General features: G+C 72.8%; 20 protein-coding genes. 7 read left to right on the forward strand and 13 right to left on the reverse strand.

Annotation, left to right across the window (positions count from 1 at the left end):
• Positions 1 to 11: 11 nt before the first annotated feature.
• Positions 12 to 827 (reverse strand): GntR family transcriptional regulator, encoded by an 816-nt coding sequence (locus ABD292_RS10510; RefSeq protein ID WP_329591547.1) that lies wholly within the window; start codon positions 825 to 827, stop codon positions 12 to 14.
• Positions 828 to 948: 121 nt separating this feature from the next.
• Between ABD292_RS10510 and ABD292_RS10515 the strand changes: the two genes are divergently transcribed.
• Both ABD292_RS10515 and dhaL read left to right on the forward strand, forming a co-directional pair.
• Positions 949 to 1,950, forward strand: a complete 1,002-nt coding sequence (locus ABD292_RS10515) for a dihydroxyacetone kinase subunit DhaK (RefSeq protein WP_344206899.1) — start codon at positions 949 to 951, stop codon at positions 1,948 to 1,950.
• A gap of 5 nt (positions 1,951 to 1,955) precedes the next feature.
• Positions 1,956 to 2,573 (forward strand): dihydroxyacetone kinase subunit DhaL, encoded by a 618-nt coding sequence (dhaL, locus tag ABD292_RS10520; protein WP_344206900.1) that lies wholly within the window; start codon positions 1,956 to 1,958, stop codon positions 2,571 to 2,573.
• A gap of 5 nt (positions 2,574 to 2,578) precedes the next feature.
• Here the strand turns inward: dhaL and ABD292_RS10525 are convergent, their stop codons facing one another.
• The 11 genes from ABD292_RS10525 to ABD292_RS10575 all read right to left on the reverse strand — a co-directional run bounded on the left by ABD292_RS10525 (position 2,579) and on the right by ABD292_RS10575 (position 13,819).
• Positions 2,579 to 3,496: a MurR/RpiR family transcriptional regulator gene (locus tag ABD292_RS10525; protein WP_344206901.1), complete on the reverse strand. Its 918-nt coding sequence runs from the start codon at positions 3,494 to 3,496 to the stop codon at positions 2,579 to 2,581.
• Positions 3,497 to 3,565: 69 nt separating this feature from the next.
• Positions 3,566 to 4,891 (reverse strand): ArgE/DapE family deacylase, encoded by a 1,326-nt coding sequence (locus tag ABD292_RS10530; RefSeq protein WP_344206902.1) that lies wholly within the window; start codon positions 4,889 to 4,891, stop codon positions 3,566 to 3,568.
• Positions 4,888 to 5,901: a branched-chain amino acid ABC transporter permease gene (locus tag ABD292_RS10535; RefSeq protein WP_344206903.1), complete on the reverse strand. Its 1,014-nt coding sequence runs from the start codon at positions 5,899 to 5,901 to the stop codon at positions 4,888 to 4,890. The genes ABD292_RS10530 and ABD292_RS10535 overlap by 4 nt, the downstream gene beginning before the upstream one ends.
• Positions 5,901 to 6,776 carry a branched-chain amino acid ABC transporter permease gene (locus tag ABD292_RS10540; protein WP_329591560.1) on the reverse strand — a complete coding sequence of 292 codons (876 nt, stop codon included), beginning with the start codon at positions 6,774 to 6,776 and terminating at the stop codon, positions 5,901 to 5,903. The genes ABD292_RS10535 and ABD292_RS10540 overlap by 1 nt, the downstream gene beginning before the upstream one ends.
• Positions 6,763 to 7,494, reverse strand: a complete 732-nt coding sequence (locus ABD292_RS10545) for an ABC transporter ATP-binding protein (RefSeq protein WP_344206904.1) — start codon at positions 7,492 to 7,494, stop codon at positions 6,763 to 6,765. Before ABD292_RS10545 ends, ABD292_RS10540 begins: the two co-directional genes overlap by 14 nt.
• The gene (locus ABD292_RS10550) at positions 7,491 to 8,237 is read right to left on the reverse strand and encodes an ABC transporter ATP-binding protein (protein WP_344206905.1); all 747 of its coding nucleotides are present in this window, start codon (positions 8,235 to 8,237) and stop codon (positions 7,491 to 7,493) included. Before ABD292_RS10550 ends, ABD292_RS10545 begins: the two co-directional genes overlap by 4 nt.
• The gene (locus ABD292_RS10555; RefSeq protein ID WP_344206906.1) at positions 8,234 to 9,064 is read right to left on the reverse strand and encodes an SDR family NAD(P)-dependent oxidoreductase; all 831 of its coding nucleotides are present in this window, start codon (positions 9,062 to 9,064) and stop codon (positions 8,234 to 8,236) included. Before ABD292_RS10555 ends, ABD292_RS10550 begins: the two co-directional genes overlap by 4 nt.
• Complete coding sequence (locus ABD292_RS10560; protein ID WP_344206907.1) at positions 9,061 to 10,758, reverse strand: gamma-glutamyltransferase; 1,698 nt, start codon at positions 10,756 to 10,758, stop codon at positions 9,061 to 9,063. Before ABD292_RS10560 ends, ABD292_RS10555 begins: the two co-directional genes overlap by 4 nt.
• Complete coding sequence (locus ABD292_RS10565) at positions 10,742 to 11,584, reverse strand: polysaccharide deacetylase family protein (RefSeq protein WP_344206908.1); 843 nt, start codon at positions 11,582 to 11,584, stop codon at positions 10,742 to 10,744. Before ABD292_RS10565 ends, ABD292_RS10560 begins: the two co-directional genes overlap by 17 nt.
• Positions 11,585 to 11,590: 6 nt before the next feature.
• Positions 11,591 to 12,898, reverse strand: coding sequence for an ABC transporter substrate-binding protein (locus tag ABD292_RS10570; protein ID WP_344206909.1), 1,308 nt, complete (start codon positions 12,896 to 12,898; stop codon positions 11,591 to 11,593).
• 153 nt (positions 12,899 to 13,051) lie between these two features.
• The gene (locus tag ABD292_RS10575) at positions 13,052 to 13,819 is read right to left on the reverse strand and encodes an SDR family NAD(P)-dependent oxidoreductase (protein ID WP_344206910.1); all 768 of its coding nucleotides are present in this window, start codon (positions 13,817 to 13,819) and stop codon (positions 13,052 to 13,054) included.
• A 173-nt stretch (positions 13,820 to 13,992) separates the two neighbouring features.
• Between ABD292_RS10575 and ABD292_RS10580 the strand changes: the two genes are divergently transcribed.
• From ABD292_RS10580 to ABD292_RS10590, 3 genes are read left to right on the forward strand one after another with little or no spacing between them, the layout of a single operon-like run.
• Positions 13,993 to 15,291, forward strand: coding sequence for a glutamine synthetase family protein (locus ABD292_RS10580; RefSeq protein ID WP_344206911.1), 1,299 nt, complete (start codon positions 13,993 to 13,995; stop codon positions 15,289 to 15,291).
• Complete coding sequence (locus ABD292_RS10585; RefSeq protein ID WP_344206912.1) at positions 15,281 to 16,441, forward strand: amidohydrolase family protein; 1,161 nt, start codon at positions 15,281 to 15,283, stop codon at positions 16,439 to 16,441. The genes ABD292_RS10580 and ABD292_RS10585 overlap by 11 nt, the downstream gene beginning before the upstream one ends.
• Positions 16,438 to 17,601 (forward strand): M20 metallopeptidase family protein, encoded by a 1,164-nt coding sequence (locus ABD292_RS10590; RefSeq protein WP_344206913.1) that lies wholly within the window; start codon positions 16,438 to 16,440, stop codon positions 17,599 to 17,601. The genes ABD292_RS10585 and ABD292_RS10590 overlap by 4 nt, the downstream gene beginning before the upstream one ends.
• Before the next feature lie 84 nt (positions 17,602 to 17,685).
• On the opposite strand, the gene ABD292_RS10595 is transcribed toward ABD292_RS10590, so the two are convergent.
• On the reverse strand, positions 17,686 to 19,020 hold the full coding sequence (locus tag ABD292_RS10595) for an RNA-guided endonuclease InsQ/TnpB family protein (protein ID WP_344207152.1): 1,335 nt from the start codon (positions 19,018 to 19,020) through the stop codon (positions 17,686 to 17,688).
• A gap of 66 nt (positions 19,021 to 19,086) precedes the next feature.
• Here ABD292_RS10595 and tnpA point away from each other — a divergent pair, with 66 nt between their 5' ends.
• Complete coding sequence (gene tnpA, locus ABD292_RS10600) at positions 19,087 to 19,503, forward strand: IS200/IS605 family transposase (RefSeq protein WP_344206914.1); 417 nt, start codon at positions 19,087 to 19,089, stop codon at positions 19,501 to 19,503.
• Positions 19,504 to 19,671: 168 nt separating this feature from the next.
• Positions 19,672 to 21,054 carry a N,N-dimethylformamidase beta subunit family domain-containing protein gene (locus tag ABD292_RS10605; protein WP_344206915.1) on the forward strand — a complete coding sequence of 461 codons (1,383 nt, stop codon included), beginning with the start codon at positions 19,672 to 19,674 and terminating at the stop codon, positions 21,052 to 21,054.
• Positions 21,055 to 21,075: the final 21 nt, after the last annotated feature.

Genomic DNA, 21,075 nt, shown 5'->3' on the forward strand with positions numbered 1-21,075 from the left:
GGCAAGCGGGTTCAGGGGCTGGCGATCCGGCCGATCTCGGGGTGGCGGGCCGAGGTGGACGACGGGGTGGGGGCGCCCACCTGGATCTCGACGTGCACGACGTCGCTGCGTACCCAGACCTCGTAGTGGTCGAAGGCCACCAGGTTCGCGTCCCAGGACGTCGACTTGATCTTCAGTAGCGGAGTGCCCTCGGGCACGTGGAGCAGGCGGGCGATCTCGCCCTCCGCGGCGACCGCCTCGACCGTGCGCGAGGCGCTCGCGACGGCGTAGCCGGCCCTGCGCAGGATGCCGTTGAGCGAGCCGGTGCCGGTCGGGACCTCGCCGCGCGACACCAGCGTCCCGATCTGCGGTGGCAGATAGTTGATGGAGAACAGGGCGACCTTGCCGTCGAGCTCGCGCACCCGTTCGAGGACGTAGCCGTGGCTGCCGGGCGGCAGGTGCAGCGCCTCCAGGGCCGACTGCGGCAGCGGGGCCTGCTCGGCGCGCAGCACCTGGGTGGTGACCTGGCGCTGACGCCCCTCGACCTCGTCCTCGAAGAAGCCCTCACGCCCCTGCAGCAGCCAGCCGCGCTGGGGCGGCATCGAGGCGAACGCCCCGCGGCGGGGGATGCGGATGACCCAGCCCTGCTCCTCCAGCAGCCGGAGCGCCTCGCGAACGGTGGCTCGCGACAGGTTCCAGGTGGTGGCCAGCTCGCCCTCGCTCGGCAGGCGGTCGCCCATCGCGAGGTGGCCGTCCGAGATCTGCTTGCGGATCCGGTCGGCCAGCTGGAGGTAGTAAGGCTCGACCGAGACGCGGTCGATGGCCTTGCCGTCGGGGGGTAGGTTCATGGTGACTCCGTAATCCGAGGTCAGTGCCCTGGTACGTACAAGACGTACAGTCTGGACATGGAGGAATGTATGGGTTAGTTTTCCGGCACGTCAAGAGCTCGTTACACGGAAGTTGGGCTGCATGAGCCGACGACAGTTTGTCAACGAACCCGATCAGGTCGTCCCGGAGGCGCTGGAAGGGCTGGTCCTGGCCCACCCCGCGCTCCTGCGGCTGAACCCCGACCCCGCCTACGTGGTCCGGGCCACGCCCGCCACCGGCAAGGTCGCCCTGGTGTCCGGAGGCGGATCCGGGCACGAACCGCTCCACACCGGCTTCGTCGGCGCCGGCATGCTCGACGCCGCCGTGCCCGGCGCGGTCTTCGCCAGCCCCACGGCGCTGCAGGTGGCGGCGGCGACCACCGCCGTCGACAACGGCCGGGGCGTGCTCCAGATCGTCAAGAACTACACCGGCGACGTGCTCAACTTCACCATCGCCGCCGAGATCGCCGCCGACGAGGGCGTCTCCGTCGAGCGGGTCCTCGTGGACGACGACCTCGCCTCCGAGCGTGCCGACGGCGAGGGCCCGGGGCGGCGCGGCACCGCCGCCGTCGTCGTGGTGGAGAAGCTGTGCGGCGCCCTCGCCGAGCAGGGAGCCGACCTGACCCGCGTCGCCGGCTTCGGCCGCGAGCTGGTCCGCGACGCGCGCAGCATGGGCGTCGCCCTCGCGGCGGGCGCGCATCCCGGCGAGCGCCTGCCCGCGTGGGAGCTGGCCGACGACGAGGTCGAGCTGGGCGTCGGCATCCACGGCGAGCGCGGCATCGGCAGGCGGGCGTTCGCGAGCGCCGACGAGCTGACCGCCGACCTGCTCGACCGGCTGGTCGCCGCGCTCGGGTTGGGCCGCGGCGACGGCGTGCTCGTCGTCGTGAACTCGCTCGGCGCCACCCACGGACTCGAACTGTCCCTGGTCCACCGGGCCGTGCACCGGCAACTGGCCGGCCGCGGCATCGAGGTGGCCAGAAGCCTGGTCGGCCCCTACGTCACCTCGCTCGACATGGCCGGCCTGTCCATCACCCTGGTGCGCGCCGACGACACCCGCGTCGCCCTCTGGGACGCTCCCGTCCGCACCCCGGCCCTGACCTGGTGAAAGGCATGAGCATGAACGCATCCGACGCGCGGCGGTGGATGGAGCGGTTCTTCGCCGCCTTCGACCGCGAGCAGCAGGCGCTCACCGACCTCGACCGCCGCTCGGGCGACGGCGACTTCGGCGCGAACCTGCGCTCCGCGCTGGGCCGCGCCCGTACGGCGCTCGCGACCGCCGACACCGCCACCCCCGGCGACGTGTTCGACGTGGTCTCCACCGCGTTCCTCAACACCGGCGGGACGTCCGGCCCGCTGTTCGGGATGTGGTTCAGGCACCTGGCCAAGGCGACCCGCGCCGAGACCGTCGGCGTGGCCGAGCTGGCCCGCGGCTTCGCCGACGCGACCGCGACCGTGCAGCGGCTCGGCGGGGCGAAGCCGGGCGACAAGACCATGGTGGACGCCATGGTCCCGGCCGCCGAAGCGCTCACCGCGGCCTCCGTGGGAGCGCCAGGCGACCTGCGGGAGGCGCTGACGGCCGCGGCCGCCGCCGCCCGCTCCGGCGCCGACGCCACCGCCGACCTGCTGGCCAGGCGTGGCCGGGCCAGCTATGTGGGCGAGGTGGCACGCGGCGTCCTCGACCCTGGCGCGGTCACGGTGGCGCTCCTGACGGAGGCCGCCTGCCCGTGACCTGGTCAGCGTGCTCTCTGTGACCTGCGGGAGCGCTCGGCGGACGGGGCCCGGCGGTCGTCCTCGCGGAGGACGCCGTCGGCCAGCTGGTCGTACTCGGCCACGCGGGCCCGCCCCACCTCGCCCAGCTCCTCCACCACCGCCGCGATCAGCGTCTCCAGCAGCGCCACGGCCGGGGTGAGCGAGTCGAACGGCGACGGTGAGCGCACCTGGGCGGGCAGCACCACGTCGGCCACCGCGGCGGCCGGGGACAGCCACGGGTCCGTCAGCAGCACGATCTTGACGTTGCGGGCCGCCGCGGCGTTGGCGAAGGCGATGCTCTCCTGCTGGTAGCGGCGGTAGTCGAACAGGACGAGCACGTCCTTACGGCCCATGTCGAGCAGGTGGGCAGCGTGGTCGGCGGTCGAGCCCGCCAGGTGGGCCGTGCCCGGCCGCAGCTGCTGGAGATGGGCGATCAGGTATTGGGCGAGGATCGTGCTGAACCGCCCGCCGAGCGCCCACACGCGCCGGGCGGGGTCGGCCAGCAGCCCGGCGGCCTTGAGCAGCTCGCCCTCCGGCAGTTGCTCGAAGGTCGCGGCGGTCGCTTCGAGCAGGACCCGGCCGGACCGGCCCAGCACGCCGTCGGAGTCCTCCTGCGGGGTGCCGTACTGCGCCAGCGGTGAGGTGTAGCGCTGCTGGGTCTCGCGCTTGATCGCCTGCTGCAGCTCGGGATAGCCCTCGAAGCCGAGCCGGTAGGCCAGCCGCAGCACGGTCGCGGCGCTGGTCTGGGCGAGCCCGGCGACGATCGCGAGCGGTTCGAGGCCCGCCGTGGGGTAGCCGGCGAGGAGGGCGCGGGCCACCCGCTGCTCGGCCTTCGGAAGCTGGGGCAGCACCTCGCGGAGCTGCGCCGCGACGGTGCGGGACTCGGGCACGCCGGATGTCACCCTGCCTCCTGGGGGAAGAGACGGCACGCCGCCCGCCGATGGGCGGCGCGCCGCAAAAGCGTACGCGGTTCACGCACCGTCCGTGAGCCCGCACCAGTCGATCGCGGTGAGCGCGTACGTCTTGGCCGACTGGACGAGCTGGGCGATCTCGACGTACTCGTTCTCGGCGTGCGCCGTGAAACCGACGCCGGGGCCGTAGACCAGGCCGCCGAGGCCCTTGCGGTCCATCCACGTCAGGTCGCACACGCCCATGAACCCGGCCCGCTGCGGCGCCACGCCGCCGGCCGCGGCGGCGTGCGCGCCCGCCACCACCGCGTTGAGCGGGGCGTCGTCGGGCAGCGAGTACGGCGGCCACAGCAGCTTCCACGCGAAGACCGGCGGGTGCTCGCGCAGCCACGGGTCGGCGGCGCAGGCCGCGAGGACGCGCCCCTCGATCTCGGCGATGACCTCCTCGTTGGACCGGTCGGGGTGGTGGTAGACGCAGTACTCGACGGTCAGCTCGTCGGCCAGGAAGAACGGCACGAGAATCCCGGACGGGTTCGCCCGCAGCACGCCGGGGAGCAGGTTGAAGTAGCCGGGCGGGAAGAGCGGGTGCCGGTTGTGCCTGGCCCACTCGTCCTCCAGGGCGCGCAGCGCCTGGTAGACGACCCAGAACTTGTCGACGGTGTTCACGCCGAGCGCGTCGCCTTCGAGCGTGGGGTGCACGGTCATGCCGCGCAGCCCGGAATGGGCGGTCTTGCCCTCCAGCGAGATGCTGAACCACAGCAGGCCGGGGGTGACCGGGACCTGCGCCGGCAGGGTGCCCGCCTGCCCGGACGGCTCGCAGACGATGGCCGCGTCGGCGGTGAACCCGGCCTCCAGCACGGCCGTGGTGCCGGCCTCGTGGTCGCCGACCTCCTCGCCGACGACGCCCTGCAGGACCAGGTCGCCCGCGAGGCGCACCCCGGCCCGGCGCAGCGCCACGGCGGCGTAGGCGGCGGCGATCAGGCCGCCCTTCATGTCGGTCGCGCCGCGCCCGACCACCTTGTCGTCGGTGACGACGGCCTGGAACGGGTTGCCGCGCCACCGGTCGAGCCGGCCCTCCGGCACCACGTCCACGTGCCCGTTGAGCAGCAGCGACCGCCCGCCGCCCGCGCCCGCGACGACGCCGACCACGTTGTCGCGGCGGGGCTCGGCGGTGACCTTGGTGACGTCCGCGCCCGCCTCGGCGTAGAGGTCGGCCAGCAGCGCGCTGACGTCGCTCTCCGCGCCGACGATCTTGTCGTACTCCTGGCCGGGGTAGCGCGGGTTGACGCTGGGCACCGCGATGGCGTCGGACAGGCTGGACACCATGCGCTCGGCGAGCCGGTCCACCTCGTCGATGACCGCGTCCCGCGGGTCGCCGGTGTTCGTCATGAGAGCTCCTTCGCGTGGGTGATGGGATCGGATGCGGACGGAGAGCGGTCGGCACGGCCGCGCCGTTCGCGCAGCGCGGTGACGGCGGAGCGGGCGATGCCCGCAAGGCCCTTGGGCGCGGTCCACAGCACGACGAGGATGAGCGCGGCGATCACGACGTCCCGCCACGGCCCGGCGTCCTGGAGCGCGTCCGAGACGACCGTGACGACCACGGCCCCGGCGATCGGCCCGTAGACGCTGCCGCTGCCGCCCAGGAAGATCATGCTGAGCAGCAGGGTGAGGTAGCCGAAGCCGAAGATGTCGGTGCTGACCACGCCGTTGAGGAAGGCGTTGAAGCTGCCCGCCACGCCCGCGACGGCCGCGCCGACCATGAACACGATCAGGTGCTGCCGGACGCGGGAGATGCCCCGGCTGGTGGCCAGTGCCTCGTTGTCCCTGATCGCGAGCAGCGACCTGCCGAGCGTGGACCTGGTCAGGACCCTTACCAGCAGGGTGACCGCGAACAGCAGCGCCGCGCCGAGGAAGTAGTAGCCGATCCGCCCGTCGGCGCGCAGGTTCAGCTCGCCCAGGGACAGCCGGGGGATGCCGACGATGCCGTTGGAGCCGCCGGTCAGGCCCGCCTGCCCGAGCACCAGGTAGATGCACAGCTGCGAGAACACGTACGTGGCCAGGCCCACGTAGATGCCGCGCAGCCGCAGCACCGGCAGGAACGCCACCAGCGACGCGAGCGCCGCCGACACCCCGGAGACGGGCAGGGCCAGCCAGGGCTCGACGCCGGTGCGGGTGACGAGGATGCCGGTCGTGTAGGCGCCGATGCCGAAGAAGCCGATCTGCGCGAAGTTGAAGATGCCCGCGAAGCCGAGCGTGAGGTTCCAGCTCAGCGCGAGCACGCCGTACATGGTGATGAGGATCAGCAGCAGCCTGCCGTGCGGATCGGTGATGACCAGCGGCAGGATCGCCAGCACGATCGCGTAGGCGGGCCAGCCGGCCCGCGTCCCGAGCTTCGCCATCACGCGCTCCTCACCCGCGTGTGCAGCAGCCCTTCCGGCTTGACCAGCATGATCACGATCATCGCGAGGAACACCAGCACGGGGCTCCAGGACAGGCCGAAGTAGTACGTGGTGACCGCCTCCAGCAGGCCGATGGCGTACGCGCCGGCGATGGTCCCTGCGAGGCTGCCCGCGCCGCCGAAGGCGAGGACCACGAACGCGCGCAGCAGCGGGTCGCTCCCCATGGCCGGGGACATGAACTGCATGCTGCCGAGCAGCGCCCCGGCCACGGTGGCCAGCCCGACCGCGACCATGACCACGAACAGGTAGACCCGGCGCGGCGCGATGCCCAGCAACTGGGCGTGCTCGCGGTTCTGTTCGAGTGCGCGCACGGTCAGCCCGATGCTGCTGCGCCTCAGCACCAGCGCGAGCAGGCCGACCAGGAGCGGGGCCAGCACGATCGTGACGAGCTGGGTGCCCTGGACGACGGAGCCGGCCACGTCCACCCGCGCCCCGCCGAACGGCGGGAGCTGCTTGAGCTCCGGCCCCCAGATGAGCTGGGCGCCGGACTGCAGCAGCATCGTCGCCGCGAGCGTGGCCACCATCACCAGCATGTCCCCGTTGGGGCGCTTGATGAACGGGCTGACCAGCAGGAACTCGTACACCGCCCCCAGCGCCGCCATCGCCACGACGGCCCCGGCGAGCGAGACGACCAGGGGCAGCCCGGTCGTGTTGAGCAGCGTCCAGGTCAGGTAGGCGCCGAACATCAGCAGCGCGCCGTGCCCGAAGTTGAAGACCCGCAGCGTGGACCAGATCAGGGTCAGGCCCGCCGCCATGAGCAGGTAGAGGCCGCCCAGCACGAGCGTGCTGGTGGCGATGACGCTAATGCCGCTCATCCGCGGCTCCTCCCAGAAAGAGCGACATCATCTCGTCGCGGCTGCGCTCGTCGTCCGACGCGCCGCTGTCCACGACGTCGCCGTGCAGGACGACGTGGTAGCGGTCGGTCAGATCGAGCACCAGCTCCATATCGCCGTCGACCAGGATGATCGACGACACCTCGGCGCGGACGCGGACGATGCACTCGCTCAGCTCGTGCTTGACCTTCGGCGACAGGCCCAGGGTGGGCTCGTCGAGGATGAGCAGCGTGGGCTGGGCCATGAGGCCCATGCCGAGGCTGGCCATCTGGCGCTCCCCGCCGCTCAGCGTGCCGGTGAGCTGGCGGCGGCGCTCCTTGAGCCGGGGGAAGACCGAGTAGACCCGGTCGATGCCGTCCCGCCAGGAGCCGGCATGCCCGCTGGAGGCGGCCGACAGCCGCAGCGCCTCCTCGACGGTGAGCTGCGGGAACAGCCGCGAGCCCTGCGGCACGTGGACCAGCCCGCTCCTCACCAGGTCGCGCGGCGAGCGGCCGGCGGTGGGGCGGCCCGCGAAGGTGATCGTGCCGGACGTGGGCCGGTGCAGGTTGGACACGCAGCGCAGCAGCGTCGTCTTGCCGTGGCCGTTGGGGCCGAGCAGGCCGACGGCCTCGTTCTCGCCGACGCGCAGCGAGATGCCGCGCAGCACTCCGGCCTGGCCGTAGCCGGCGGTCAGGTTCTCGACGGTCAGCAGGTCGCTCATCGGGCGGCTCCCGGTCCCAGGTAGGCTTCCACGACCTTGGGGTCCGACAGGACCTCGGCCGGGACGCCGGTGGCGATGATCCGGCCGCTGTCCAGCACCGCCATGCGGCCGGCCAGGGCCTCCAGCACCGACAGCACGTGCTCGATGATCACCATGGTCACGCCGGAGCCCGCGATGCGGCCGAGGAGCCGGATCAGGGCGTCCTGGTCGGCCGGGTCGAGACCGGCGGCGGGCTCGTCGAGCAGCAGCAGCGACGGACGGCTCACCAACGCGCAGGCGATCATCAGCCGCTTGCGGTCGATGAGCGACAGGCCGTCCGCGGGCCGTTCCGGGTCGCCGCCGAGCTCCACGACGTCGAGGACCTCGCGGCAGCGGGCCGCGTCGGGGCGTACGGCACGGCCGGCCCCTCCGTACGCGGAGCTGACCCGCAGGTTCTCCATCACGCTCAGCGAGTCGAAGACGGCCTCGGTCTGGAAGGTGCGCTTCAGCCCCGCCTTGGCGATCAGGCGGGGCGAACGGTTCTGGACCTCCCGCCCGTCGAAGACGACCTCGCCCGAGTCGGGCCGGATGGGGATGCCGGTCAGCAGGTTGAACAGCGTGCTCTTGCCGGCGCCGTTCGGGCCCGCCAGGCCGAACACCTCGCCCCGGCGCACCTCCAGGGAGACCCGGTCCACCGCCTTGAGGCTGCCGAACGACTTGCTCACCTCCCTCGCGGCGAGCAGCACGGGAGCGTCGGCCGTCATGCCGGCCCCCCGGGCCCGCGCCAGTCGCCCTGCGCCAGGAAGCCGCCGTCCACCGGCAGCAGCGTCCCGGTGACGAACGAGGAGCGCGGGTCGGTCAGGAAGGCGACCGCGGTCGCGATCTCGTCCGGAGAGCACTGCCGCCCGATCGGCTGCCTGGCCGCCGCCGCCTCGCGCTGCCGCAGCGCCTCGGCCGCGTCGTCGGCGTCGAGCAGGTCGCGGGAGCGACCCATGTCGTTGTCGACGTAGCCGGGCAGCACGGCGTTCACCCGGATGCCGAGCGGGCCGCCCTCGACGGCGAGCTGCCTGGTCAGGTTGGCGATCGCGCCCTTCGCCGCCGAGTAGGCGGGGAAGGCGGGCAGTCCCGTGACGCCGAAGATGGACGACAGGTTGACGATCGCGCCGCCACCGGCCGCGGCCAGCAGCGGGAACGCCGCCCGGGAGCAGAGGAACGTGCCGGTGACGTTGACGTCCAGCACCCGCCGCCACTCGGCGACGGGCACGCCGATGACGCCGCCGCCGCTCTCGGCCACGCCGGCGTTGTTCACCAGCACGTCCAGGCCGCCGAACTCGTCCGTCACCCGGTCGAACAGCGCCGTCACGGAGCCTTCGTCCGACACGTCCGCCTCCTGGAAGGCGGCGGACAGGTCGCGGGCCGTACGGGCGCCGCGAACGGCGTCGACGTCGGCGATCATCACCCGCGCCCCCTCCTGGAGCAGCCTGCGGGCGATGGCCGCGCCGATGCCGCTCGCGGCGCCGGTGACCAGGGCGCGCCGCCCTGCCAAAGTGGTCGCCATCGCGTTGCCTTTCTCGAAATCGCTGATGATCATGGGGTGGGCACGCCCACGCCGTACGGCTTCATGAGGTCGACGCCCGCCGTCCACGGGCCGCCGGCCCGGCGGGCGATGCCGTTCGGGCGGGCGAAGTGCCAGGTGGTGGGTTCCTCGGTGACGATCTGGACGTCGAACCCGGCGGCGGCCAGCTCGCCTGCGGCGGCCTCTTCGCGCCGGTCCAGCCAGACCCGGCGGCCCTCCGCGTGCAGGCGCGGCGCGGAGATCGCGTCCTGGACGCCTTCGCCGTCGTGCCAGCGGGCGGTGATCTGGGCGATCGCCGAGATGATGCGCCGCCCGCCCGACGCGCCCAGCGTGGCCTCGGCGCCGCCGGGACCCTCCAGGATCAGCGGGCTGACCGCGCTGAGCCCGGCAGCGCCGGGGGCGACGCTGGTCACCTGGCCGGGGCGGGGGTCGAAGTACATCATCCCGTCGTTGAGCAGGATGCCGGTCGCGGGCTCGACGATCCGCGAGCCGAACAGGTCCAGCACCGTCTGGGTGAGCGCCACCGTCATGCCGTCGGCGTCCACGGCCGACATGTGGGAGGTGCAGCCCGCCTTGGGCGGGCCGGCGTTCTCGCGGGGGCCGGGGTCGCGGCCGGCGAGCCAGCCGTCCACGATCTCGGCGGCGTGTCCGGCGGTGGCCAGCCTGGTCCACGGCGCGGACTCGTCCGTGGTGACCTCGCGGAGGCGGTCGTCCATGGCGTGCGACAGCACGCGCGCCCACAACGCCGGTCCCGGAGGGAGACCGCGGCGGCGCGCGGCGTCGGCGAGCTGCAGCGCCTCCGCCACAGTGATCATCCCGGTCGCCACCGGCCCGAAGAGACGCAGCCCACCGGCCCCGATCCCACCGGCCCCGATCGCACCGGCCCCGATCCCGCCGGCTCCGGTCGCGCCCGCCCCGATCCCGCCGGCCACGACCGTGCCGATGTCGATCGGGGCCACCTGGCGTTCTTCCGCCTGGTAGCCGGCGAGGTCGGGCTCGCGCAGGAGGCCGCCCGCGGCGGCGAGCGTCGCGGCGATGGCCCGGGCGGCCCGGCCCCGGTAGAAGGCGTCCGGGCCGCCGGCGGCGATCTCGCGCAGCACCCGGGCCAGCCTCGGCTGGACGAGCCGGTCGCCCGGCCCCAGTGACGGGCCGCGCAGCGGCAGGCCGTCCGGCAGGAACAGCTCGGCGCTGGAGGGGAACCGGCGCAGGGTGCGGGCGTCGGAGCAGATCGCCGCCGAGGCGAACCAGTTCGTCTCGTGGCCGTCCTCGGCCAGCTCGATCGCGGGGGCCAGCACCTGGGCGAGCGGCAGCCGTCCGAAGCGGGCGTGGGCGTGGCAGAGCGCGGCGACCGCGCCGGGCACGCCCACCGACAGCGGGCCGACGATGTTGGCGTCGTCCCGGACGGCGGGCCAGCCGTACAGGCCGGTCCCGGGCCCCGACGGGACCAGCGGGAACATGTCGGGCGTGGCCAGCGCGGGCGCGCGGATCGGACCGGACACGGTGGTGGCGGTGGGCGCGCCCGGCTCGCGGATCACGAGCCACGCGCCGCCGCCGATCCCGCTCATGAACGGCTCGACCACGCCGGTGGCGAAGGCCGTGGCCACCGCGGCGTCCACGGCGCTGCCGCCGGCGCGCAGCATCGCCGCGCCGGCCTCGGCCGCCCGTGGGTCAGGCGCGGTGACGAGTCCGGCGTCAGCCCTGCCAGGCATCGGCGATCTCGCTCAGGGTCGCGAACCAGACGTCGCCCTTGTCCGCCATCCGCTCCAGCAGCCCCTCCAGCACGAGCAGGTGGTGGGCGCGGCCGATGGTCTGCGGATGCATGGTGAGCACGTACACCGCGCCGGGCACCCGCTCGTAGGCGTAGTCGAAGATGACGTTCCAGCGGTCTTCCATCGCCCGGTGCGAGCCGAGCGCGGACACGCCCGCCACGTACTCGACCGCGGGCCAGTCGTCGAGGTACCACGAGACGGGGATCTCGATGATCGGGCTCTCCGGCCCGAACTCGTTGGCCGACTCGTAGTTCACGGTGACCCGGCGCGGCCGGTAAAGCTCGAACTCGCGGCCCATCAGCGAGCTGTCCCAGTCGAAGCCGAACTCCTCCAGCAGGTCCAGCGTGGTCTCGGAGAAGTCCCACGCGGGGGAGCGGTAGCCGCGCGGACGCCGGCCGACCACCTGCTCGTGCTGGCGCAGCGCCACCTCCATGAGCCGGCGTTCCTCGTCGGCGCCGAGGCTCGGCACCACCTCGTGGTAGCAGCCGTGCGCGGCGATCTCGTGCCCCGCCTGGAGGATCTGCTCGATGCGGTGCGGGAACGTCACCAGGTCATGGCCGGGCGTCGCCCAGGTGGCGGGCACGTCGTGGCGGCCCAGCAGTTCGAGCAGCCGGGGCACGCCCTGCTCGGCGCCGAAGTCGCCGCGCGACAGGTACGAAGGCGAGGTCCGCCCGAGCGTCCCCATCCACGGCGAGTGGGCGTCGAAGTCGAACGTCAGCGCCACGGCCATGCGCTTGCCCGGCGGCAGGGTGAGGGGGTTCGTCATCGCGGGTCAGCCCTTGGCCATCCACGGCGGCAGCCGGAAGGTGCCCGACTTGTACTTCTCGGGGGCGATCAGCACCCGCTTCTGGTCCTGGAACTGGAACGACTGCAGCGGCACGTAGTCGTCGCCCTGCTTGGCGAGGTGGGTGGCCTGGTCGAAGACGATCCGGCCGGACGCCTGCTCGGTGTCGATCTTGCTGATGGCCGAGCTGATCCCGAGCACGTCGTCGGGGTCGCCGACCTGCTTGAGCGCCTCCGCGTAGATCATGATCTCGACGTAGGTCATGACGCCCTGCGGGTCCACGTTGTCGGTCCCGTACGCGGCCTTCCAGTCGGCGGTGAGCTGGGCGGCGGGCGCGTAGTTCGCGGCGGGCACCAGCCCGGCGAGGTTGTTGAACAGCACGCCCTCGGCCTTGTCCTTGGTCAGCTCGAAGAACTGCGGCTGGTTCGGCCCGTACTGCATGAACACCAGCGACTGGGTGGGGTTCTGCAGGAACTGCTGCATGAAGCTGGCCTCGTTGGAGACCTGGTAGTCGGTGTTGACGATGAAGTCGGGGTCGGCGTCACGGATCTTGCCGATGATGGTGCCCCAGTCGTTGACCGCGCCGAAGGGCACCTTCTCCTCCCCGGCGATGGTCCAGCCCTTGGAGGTGAAGGTCTTGACCAGGCCGTCGGCGATGCCCTCGCTGTAGGGGTTGTCGGAGCGGACCACGAAGACCGACTTGTTGCGCGGCTTCCACAGGCCCTCTTCCGCCCACTTCTCGGCGAGCGCGACCGGCTCGGTGCCGTAGGCGTCGTAGTTGGGGGTGATGGACCAGACGGTCGGGTACTTGGCCGGGTCCTTCTCGATGATGGCCTGGGTCTGCGCGGTGTTGCCGCCGATCAGGTAGAGCTTCTCGGCCGCCGCGAACTCGTCGATCTCGAAGTTGGAGGTCGAGGCGTAGCCGGTGACGACCGCCTTGACCGAGTCGTCGTCGGTCAGGGTCTGCACGCCCTTGGTGACCGCGTCGTTCGACTGGCCCTGCACGTCGACCGTCTTGAGCTTGAACGTGTGGCCGGCCACGCCGCCGCGCTCGTTGAGCTGCTTGATCGCCAGCTCGGCGCCCTGCTGCATGCCCTTGCCGTCCGCGGCGGACCCGCCGGTGAGCGGGGCGAGCAGACCGATCTGGATCTCCTCGCCGCCGCCCTCGGGCGCGGCGCCCTCGGAGGGGGTGGTGGACGAGGAACAGGCGGTGGCGGCGGTCAGGGCGCCGGCCAGTGCGATGGCGGCGACGGCCCGGCGGCGGGTCCGGGGTCGGCCGAAGGGGAGACGGGCCACGGTGAAGCCTCTCTGCGCGATCGGGGGGCGGCGACGGTACGTCACCAATCGAAGTGAAATGTACGTTGCATATGCCGGTAAAGAGTAGGTCTGTAAAATATTCGTTACTTAGCCGGATGGGAAGAGCGTGCCGGTGATCAGGCGAAACGCGGATCAGCTCGGCGGCAGGGCCGTTCCCGCCAGGAAACCGCCGTCCACGTCGAGAACACTCCCCGTGACGAACGACGCGTCCGGATGGGCCAGGAAGAGACAGGCGCGGGCGATCTCGGCCGGCGTGCCCATGCGGTGCACCGGCTGCCCGGCGACCAGGGTGGCCACGTACTCGGGGGCCAGGTCCGCCGTGGCGGGCACCTCGATGAGGCCGGGGGCGACCGCGTTCACCGTGACGCCGAGCGGCGCCAGTTCGAGCGCCAGCACCTTGGTGAGCATCTCCACGGCCGCCTTCGACGAGCAGTAGTGGGACGCGCCCACCCGGGCGGACCTGGCCGCCGCCGACGAGACGGTGATGATCCGGCGGCCGTCCCCGCCGGGCAGCCTGGCGAACGCCTGCGAGGTCAGCATCACGCCGCGCACGTTGATCGCGTAGACGTCGTCCCACTCGGCGAGCGGCATGTCCAGCAGGGGCGTGTTGGGGTAGCGTCCGGCGCAGTTGACCAGGATGTCGAGGCGGCCGTGCCGCTCGGCGGCACGGCGGAACGCCTCCTCCACGGAGGCCGGGTCGCGGACGTCGAGGCGGAGCGCCGACATCCGGCCGGGGCCCGCCACGACCTCGGCGGCCCGCTCGGCGTCCAGGTCGGCGACGACGACCGTCGCGCCCGCGTCGCGGAACGCCTCGGCGATGCCCCTGCCGATGCCCTGGGCGCCTCCGGTGACGAGGGCGACGGCGCCGGAAAGCCCGTCCGGGGAGGAGGTTCTGGCCATGGCTGCCCTTCCGTTCGGCGGCGGAGAACGCCTTGACCTGCGCTTTTTCTCCGGCCGCGGTGAGTAACGTGCATGATAAATTTCATCTCGCCCTCTTGACCAGAGATTTGCATCAAATGTTTCATTTGGGCAGCCGGTCGCGGGCGTGCCGACCGGACTGGGAGGAGAGTGCGATGACCACCGGGACCGTCTTCGTGGCGACCTGCGACCTCGCGGCGCAGGTCCGCGGCCGGGCCGCGCCCGTGTCGAGGCTGGAACAGACGCTTCGCGGCGGAGTCGGCTGGGTTCCGGCCAACCTGGCGCTGAACTGCTTCGGCGACCTCGCGGACGGCAACGTGTTCGGCTCGGTCGGCGACCTGCGGCTGATGCCCGACCCCGCCACCGCGATCGACCTGCCGGCCGACGAGGGGACGCCCGGCGCCCGGCTCTACCTCGCCGACCAGACCGGCCTCGACGGCTCCCCCTGGCCAGGCTGCCCGCGCGGTTTCCTCCGCGCCGCACTCGACGACCTGCGCGAACGCGCCGGGCTGGAGATCCACGCCTCCTTCGAGCACGAGTTCATGCTCGAAGGGGGCGAGCCCGGTGACGACCCGCCGTTCTCCTTCCAGCGCGCCCGCCGCGCCGAGCCCTTCGGCACCGACCTGGTCACGCTGCTGGAGGGCGCCGGGCTGGAGCCGGAGACCTGGCTGCCCGAGTACGGCCCCGGCCAGTTCGAGATCACCCTCCGGCCCGCATCCGGCCTGGTCGCCGCCGACCGCGCCGTGCTCCTCCGCGAGCTCGTCCGCGACCTCGCCCGCAGGCGCGGCCACCGGGCCACGTTCGCGCCGATCGCCGACCCGGAGTCCGTCGGCAACGGCGTCCACGTGCACTTCTCGCTGCGGCGGGCGGACGGCGGCGGCCCCGTCATGTACGACGCCGACGCCCCCGGCAGGCTGTCGGCCGTGGCCGCCGCGTTCGCCGCCGGCGTCCTGGAGCACGCCGGCGCGGTCGTGGCCGTCACCGCGCCCAGCCCTTCCTCCTCCATCCGGCTCACCCCGCACCGGTGGAGCTCCGGCGGGGTGTTCCTCGCCGAGCGCAACCGCGAGGCGCTGCTGCGCATCGCGCCCACCGTGGCGATCGGCGACGCCGACCCCGCCGCCCAGCTCCACCTGGAGTACCGGGCCGCGGACGCCACCGCCAACCCGTGGCTGGTCCTGGGCGTCCTCGTCCGCGCGGGGCTGGCCGGGCTGGCGGCGGGCGAGCCCGCCCGGGTCTGGCCCGAGTCCAGCAGCGAGGCCGACCTGGCCGGCGAGCCCCCGCTGCCCGCGTCGCTGCCGGAGGCGCTCGCCGCGCTCGAAGCCGACGAGGTGGCGCGCGGCTGGTTCCCGCCCGAGCTGCTGCACACCTTCCTCACCGTGAAGCGGACCGAGCTGGACCACGTCGCGGGCCTGCCCTCCCACGAGCTCTGCAGGAAGGTCGCCGATGTCTACTGAGACCCCGGACGCCGCGCTGGAGACCGAACTCGGCGCCCTCCCCCTGGTCGACCACCACGTGCACGGAGCCTCCGCCGACGATCTCGGCCGGGACGTGTTCGAGACGCTGGTGACCGAGTCGGACCGCCCGATCCCCGCGTTCATGACGCAGTTCGACTCCCAGATCGGCTTCGCCATCCGCCGCTGGTGCGCGCCCGTGCTCGGGCTGCCCGCGCACGCCTCCCCCGAGGAGTACATGTCCCGCCGCGCCGAGCTCGGCGCGGCCGAGGTCAACCGGCTGCTGCTCACCGCGAGCGGCATCGGCCGCTACCTGGTCGAGACCGGCTACCGGGGGGACGACGTGCTCAGCCCCGCCGGGATGACGGCCGTGTCCGGCCGGCCCGCCCACGAGGTGGTCCGGGTCGAACGGGTGATGGAGGACGTCGCGGCGTCCGGCGTCGCCGCCGCCGACCTGCCCGGCCGCTTCCGCGAGGAGCTGCGCCGCCGTACGGAGCACGCCGTCGGGCTCAAGAGCATCGTCGCCTACCGGCACGGCTTCGCCTTCGACCCCGCCCCGCCCGGCGACCGCGAGGCCGTCGCGGCGGCGGGCCGCTGGCTCGCCGACGCCGAACGGACAGGGAAGTGGCGGGTGAGCGACCCCGTCCTGCTGCGCCTCGGCCTGTGGGCGGCGGCCGAGCGCGGCCTGCCGCTGCAACTGCACGCCGGGTACGGCGACCCCGACGTCGAGCTGCACCTGTGCGACCCGCTGCTGCTCACCCGGTGGCTCAAGCTGGTCGAGCCGACCGGCATGGACGTGCTGCTGCTGCACTGCTACCCGTACCACCGCAACGCCGGCTACCTCGCGCAGGTGTTCCCGCACGTCTACTTCGACGTCGGGCTCGGCGTGAACTACACCGGCAGCCGCTCGGCCGAGCTGATCGCCGAGTCGCTGGAGCTGGCCCCGTTCGCCAAGACCCTGTTCTCGTCCGACGCCTGGGGCCCCGCCGAGCTGCACTTCCTGGGCGCCCACCTCTTCCGCCGCGGCCTCGGCCGGGCCCTGCGGCACTGGATCGACGCCGGGGAGTGGAGCGAGCGCGACGCCGTACGGGTGGCCCGCATGATCGGCGCGGACAACGCGCTGCGCGTGTACCGCCTGGAGGGCGCCGCGTGAGCACGAGCCTGGCGGCCCGCCTGCTGACCGCACTGGAGAAGGAGCTGCCCGCGGCCGGCGAGCTGCGCCGCAGACTGCACGCCGCCCCCGACCTGTCCGGTGAGGAGGGCCCCACCCGCGACCTCGTGCTCGCCGAGCTGCCCGGCGACGAGGCGCACCTGGTGGCGGGGACCGGCGCACTCGTCCGCGTCGGCGGACCGGGCCCCGCCATCGGCGTCCGCGCCGAGCTCGACGCGCTCGCCGTGACCGAGCGGACCGGCGTCGCCTGGGCGTCCGGCACCCCCGGCCGCATGCACGCGTGCGGGCACGACGTGCACCTCGCCGCGCTGGTCGCGCTCGCCCGCGCGGTCGCGGCCACCGGCGACGCGGTGCCGCTGGTGGCGGTGCTGCAACCCCGCGAGGAGACCTATCCCTCGGGGGCGCGCGACATCGCCGAATCGCCGCTGCTGGCCGGGCAGGAGCTCACCGCCGTCATCGGCGCGCATGTCCAGCCCACGCTCCCCGCGGGGACGGTCGCCGCCACCCCCGGCACGGTGAACGCCGCCGCCGACGAGTTCACCGTCGTCGTACGGGGCCGCGGCGGCCACGCCGCCTATCCGCACCTGACCAGCGACCCCGTGCTCGCCCTCGCCCACGTCATCGTCGGCCTCCAGCGGGTGGTCAGCCGCGACGTCGACCCGACCAGCTCGGCCGTGCTCGGCGTCTCCACCCTCGCCGCCGGGAGCGCGCCCAACGTCGTCCCCGACTCCGCCTCCGCCAGCGGCACGCTCAGGTCCCTGAGCGACCCGGTACGCGAGCGCGTCCACGCCCGCCTGCGCGAGGTGGCCGAGCTCGTGGCCCGCGCCCACGGCTGCGAGGCCACGGTCACCATCACCCACGGCGAGCCGATCCTGCACAACGACCCCGCGCTCGCCGCCCTGGCCGGCGCGAACCTGACCGCGCTCGGGCTCGAACCCGCCCGGCCGATGTGGTCGTTCGGGGCCGACGACTTCTCGTACCTGTCGGCGGTGCTGCCGGGGCTGATGATGTTCGTCGGCGTGGACGACGGCGGCGGCGCCCGCCTGCACGGCTCCGACTTCCTGCCGGGCGACGACGCGGTCCGCGACGTGGGCCTGGCGATGCTGGCGGGATACCTGGCGGCGGCCGGCGAGACGGCCTGACCAGGCAGATCGGGGGGGCGCGGGGGCGAGTGCCGGAACAATTGACCTGCTCCCCGCCCTGAAGGGACGGGGATTCCCGTGCCGCTATGCGGCAGCTCGTGCCGCTTGCGCGGCCCGTGCTGTGGAACGGGGTGCTTGACGTTTCACGGACCCGGGTGGGTCTCCACGCCCTGAGACGACCAGCCCGGCCGCCTGTCCTTTGCTCTTGATGTTCTTGGCCCCGACGATGTCGGCGTGCTCGGTGTGCCCGCAAGAAGTGCAGGAGAAGATCGCTTGGCTCTTGCGGCTCTTCTCGTCCACCTTCGCGCACGCGGGTTGCGGGCACGTCTGGGACGTGTACGCGGGGTTGATCTTATGGATGACGCTGCCGGTGTAGCGCGCCTTGGAGCGCAGAGCGACTTCCAGGCCGTACCAGCCCTTGTCGAGAATCGCCTTGTTGAGCCCGGACTTGGCTGCCGCGCCGTTGCGCAGGAACCTGCCCGGCCGGCCGGGGTCGGGCTTGGGCTTGGCGGCCGCGCTCATGCCCTTGGTGTTCAGGTCTTCGATCACCACATGCCCGTACATACGGGTGAGCCGGTGCGCGGCTTGGGCGTTGAAGTCGGCGCGCCGCCACCGGACTCGCCGCATGATCTCACTCATCGCGGCCGTGACCGCCTTGCGCCGCTTCGACCCCTTCTTCGTGCGGGCGAGCCGGCGTTGCAGCCGTAGATACCGTTCCGCTTCGCCGGGCGTGAGATACCCGAGGTCGTCGGTTCGGTCCTGTTCCGTCTCGGGTGGCGGCTGCCTGGAGGAGACACCGTCGCTTCCGGCGTGGCGGCGGTCGAAGAACTCCCCGTCCGAGGTCACGGCGGCCGTGACCAGCCCCCGGTCCACGCCCACCCATTGCGGGCAGGGGTGTTCCTCACGCTCGGCGATCCCATCGTCGAGCAGGAAGCTGATGAACCAGTGTCTGCCGTCCCGGGACACGGTCGCGGACTTGACGCTTCCCCCGAGCGGGCGCGACATGCGAAACCGCGTCCACCCGAACTTGGGCAGGAAGACTCGCCCCCACTTGCGGTTAATCCGCTCCACGGGAAGGTGCCTGGCGGTGGGGAACCGGAACGAGGGCCGCCACTTCGCCTTCGACTTCCAGTGCACCGTCCAGGCGCCATGCTTGCGGCACGCCTGGTCCAGGTCTTTGAGGGTCTGCTGGATCACCTGGGCGGGGGCGTCGGCGAGCCAGCCGCAGTACGGGTCCTTCTTGGCGTCGGCGAGTTGCCTGCACTGCTCGGCATAGGTGATCCACTGCCCGCGTCGCCGGTATTCCCGCCGTTGTTCGAGACCGGTGTTCCACACGGCCCGGCAGATTCCGCCCAGCCTTTCGGCGAACGCCCGCTGCCCGAAGTCGAACTCCAGGCGGTACTTCCGGCCCGCCAGCATGCGCGACACCCCCTCTTCCACGGGACGCTCACGACTCACCGACCCGAACACATTATCGCCCGGTCTATGAGCCAGGATGTGGAATACCGGCGAGGCAGACACGTGGTTTCCACGCTGCACGTCCATCTGGTCTTTGTCACCAAATATCGCGGAAACGTGTTCGACGACGCGATGCTGCGCCGCTGCGAAGACATCATGATCGAGGTGTGCGACAGTTTCGAGGCCGAACTCCGCGAGTTCAACGGCGAACACGACCACGTCCACCTGCTCATCCACTACCCGCCCAAGGTCGCGATCAGCAAACTCGTCAACTCGTTGAAAGGCGTCTCCTCGCACTACCTGCGCAAGGAGTTCACCGGCCAGGTCAACCCCGCCATCACGCACGGCCCCTTCTGGTCACCCAGCTACTTCGCCGCTTCCTGGGGCGGAGCGCCACTATCGATCATCAAGGCGTATATCGAACAGCAGCGCCGCCCCACCTGAGGTTCCAGGTCCACGCTCCGCGCTGCCCCGCCTACGGGGGGCCATCCCCTGAAGGGGGGACCGCATTCATCCCCGGCCTGAAGCTGAAGACCGAGGCTTTCTGCGGACCTCGGTAAGCACTCGGCCAAAGGCCGGCGCCCGGAGGGGACCGGGCGTGAGCATGTGATCATGCGTCACGTCCTCGCCGCCCTGGTCCTGCTCGCCGCCGCAGGCTGCTCCGTCCCCGCTCCCGTGGCCCCCGGGCCCGCCGCTCCCGAACGGGCGGCTCCCGAGAGCCCCGCGCCGGCGCAGGCGCCGCCCGCCGGGCCGGTGCCCTGGCGCATCACGAAGCGCGGCGGCGAGCACGAGATCGAGGGCTACGCCGACCGCGTCAGCGTGCTGCCGGGTGAGCGGTTCCGGCTGCTCGTCTCCACCACCGCGCCGCGCTTCACCGCGTCGGCGTTCCGGATGGGCGCCCGGCCGGTACGGGTCTGGCGCTCCGCGCCGGCCGACGGGAAGCGGCAGCCGCGGGCGCGGACCGTCGCCCGCACGGTGACCGCCGCCCACTGGACGCCCTCGCTCACCGTCGACACCACCGGCTGGGCCGAGGGCGCCTACCTGATACGGCTGGACGCCTCCACGGGCGGCCAGCGGTACGTCCCGATCACCGTGCGCTCGGCCTCGACGGAGGGCCGTGTCGTGCTCGTCAACGCGGTCACCACCTGGCAGGCGTACAACCTGTGGGGCGGCCGCAGCCTCTACATGGGCCCCGGCGGCTTCGCCGACCGCTCACGCGCGGTCACCTTCGACCGCCCCTACGACGGCTCGGGCGCCCGGCTCTTCCTCGACTTCGAGTGGAACGCCATCCGGCTGGCCGAGCAGAGCGGCCTGCCGCTGGCCTATCTGACCAGCCTCGACCTGCGGCCCGGCGCGCTGCGCGGCGCCCGGGCCGTGGTGTCGCTGGGGCACGACGAGTACTGGTCGCCGGAGATGCGGAAGGTCGTCACCCGGGCCCGCGACGAGGGCGTGAACCTGGCCTTCCTCGGGGCCAACGCGGTCTACTGGCGGATCGGGCTGTCCGGCAGGACGGTCAGGTGCGACAAGGAGACCCAGTGTCCGCTCTGGCGGCAGTCGAAGCCGGAGAGCGCGCTGGTCGGGCAGATGTACGACTGCTTCCCCGCCGAGGCGGCCTACCGGGTGACCAGGCCGGGCCACTGGATCTTCGCGGGGACCAGGGGCAGGGTCTTCCCCGGCCTGGCGGGCGTGGAGACCGACAAGGTGTCGGCCGGCTCGCCCGACGTCGAGGTGCTGGCCGAGTCGCCGGTCGACTGCGGCGGCCGGGCCACCGTGAGCAACAGCACCTACTACGTCGCCCCCAGCGGCGCCGGCGTGTTCGCCTCCGGCACGATGCGCTGGGTGTGCGGGATGAAGGGCGCGGCGTGCGGCCACGGCGTGACGCGGGCGGCCGCCGCCTTCACCCGGCGTGCCACGCTCAACCTGCTGACCAGGTTCGCCAAGGGCCCGGCCGGGGACGCCCGCGAGCCTGGCGGCCGGCGCCGGACGCGAGCCTAGAGGCCGCCGCCGGCCGCGGGC

The sequence above is a fragment of the Nonomuraea bangladeshensis genome (genome assembly GCF_039529455.1).
Lineage (GTDB): Bacteria > Actinomycetota > Actinomycetes > Streptosporangiales > Streptosporangiaceae > Nonomuraea > Nonomuraea bangladeshensis.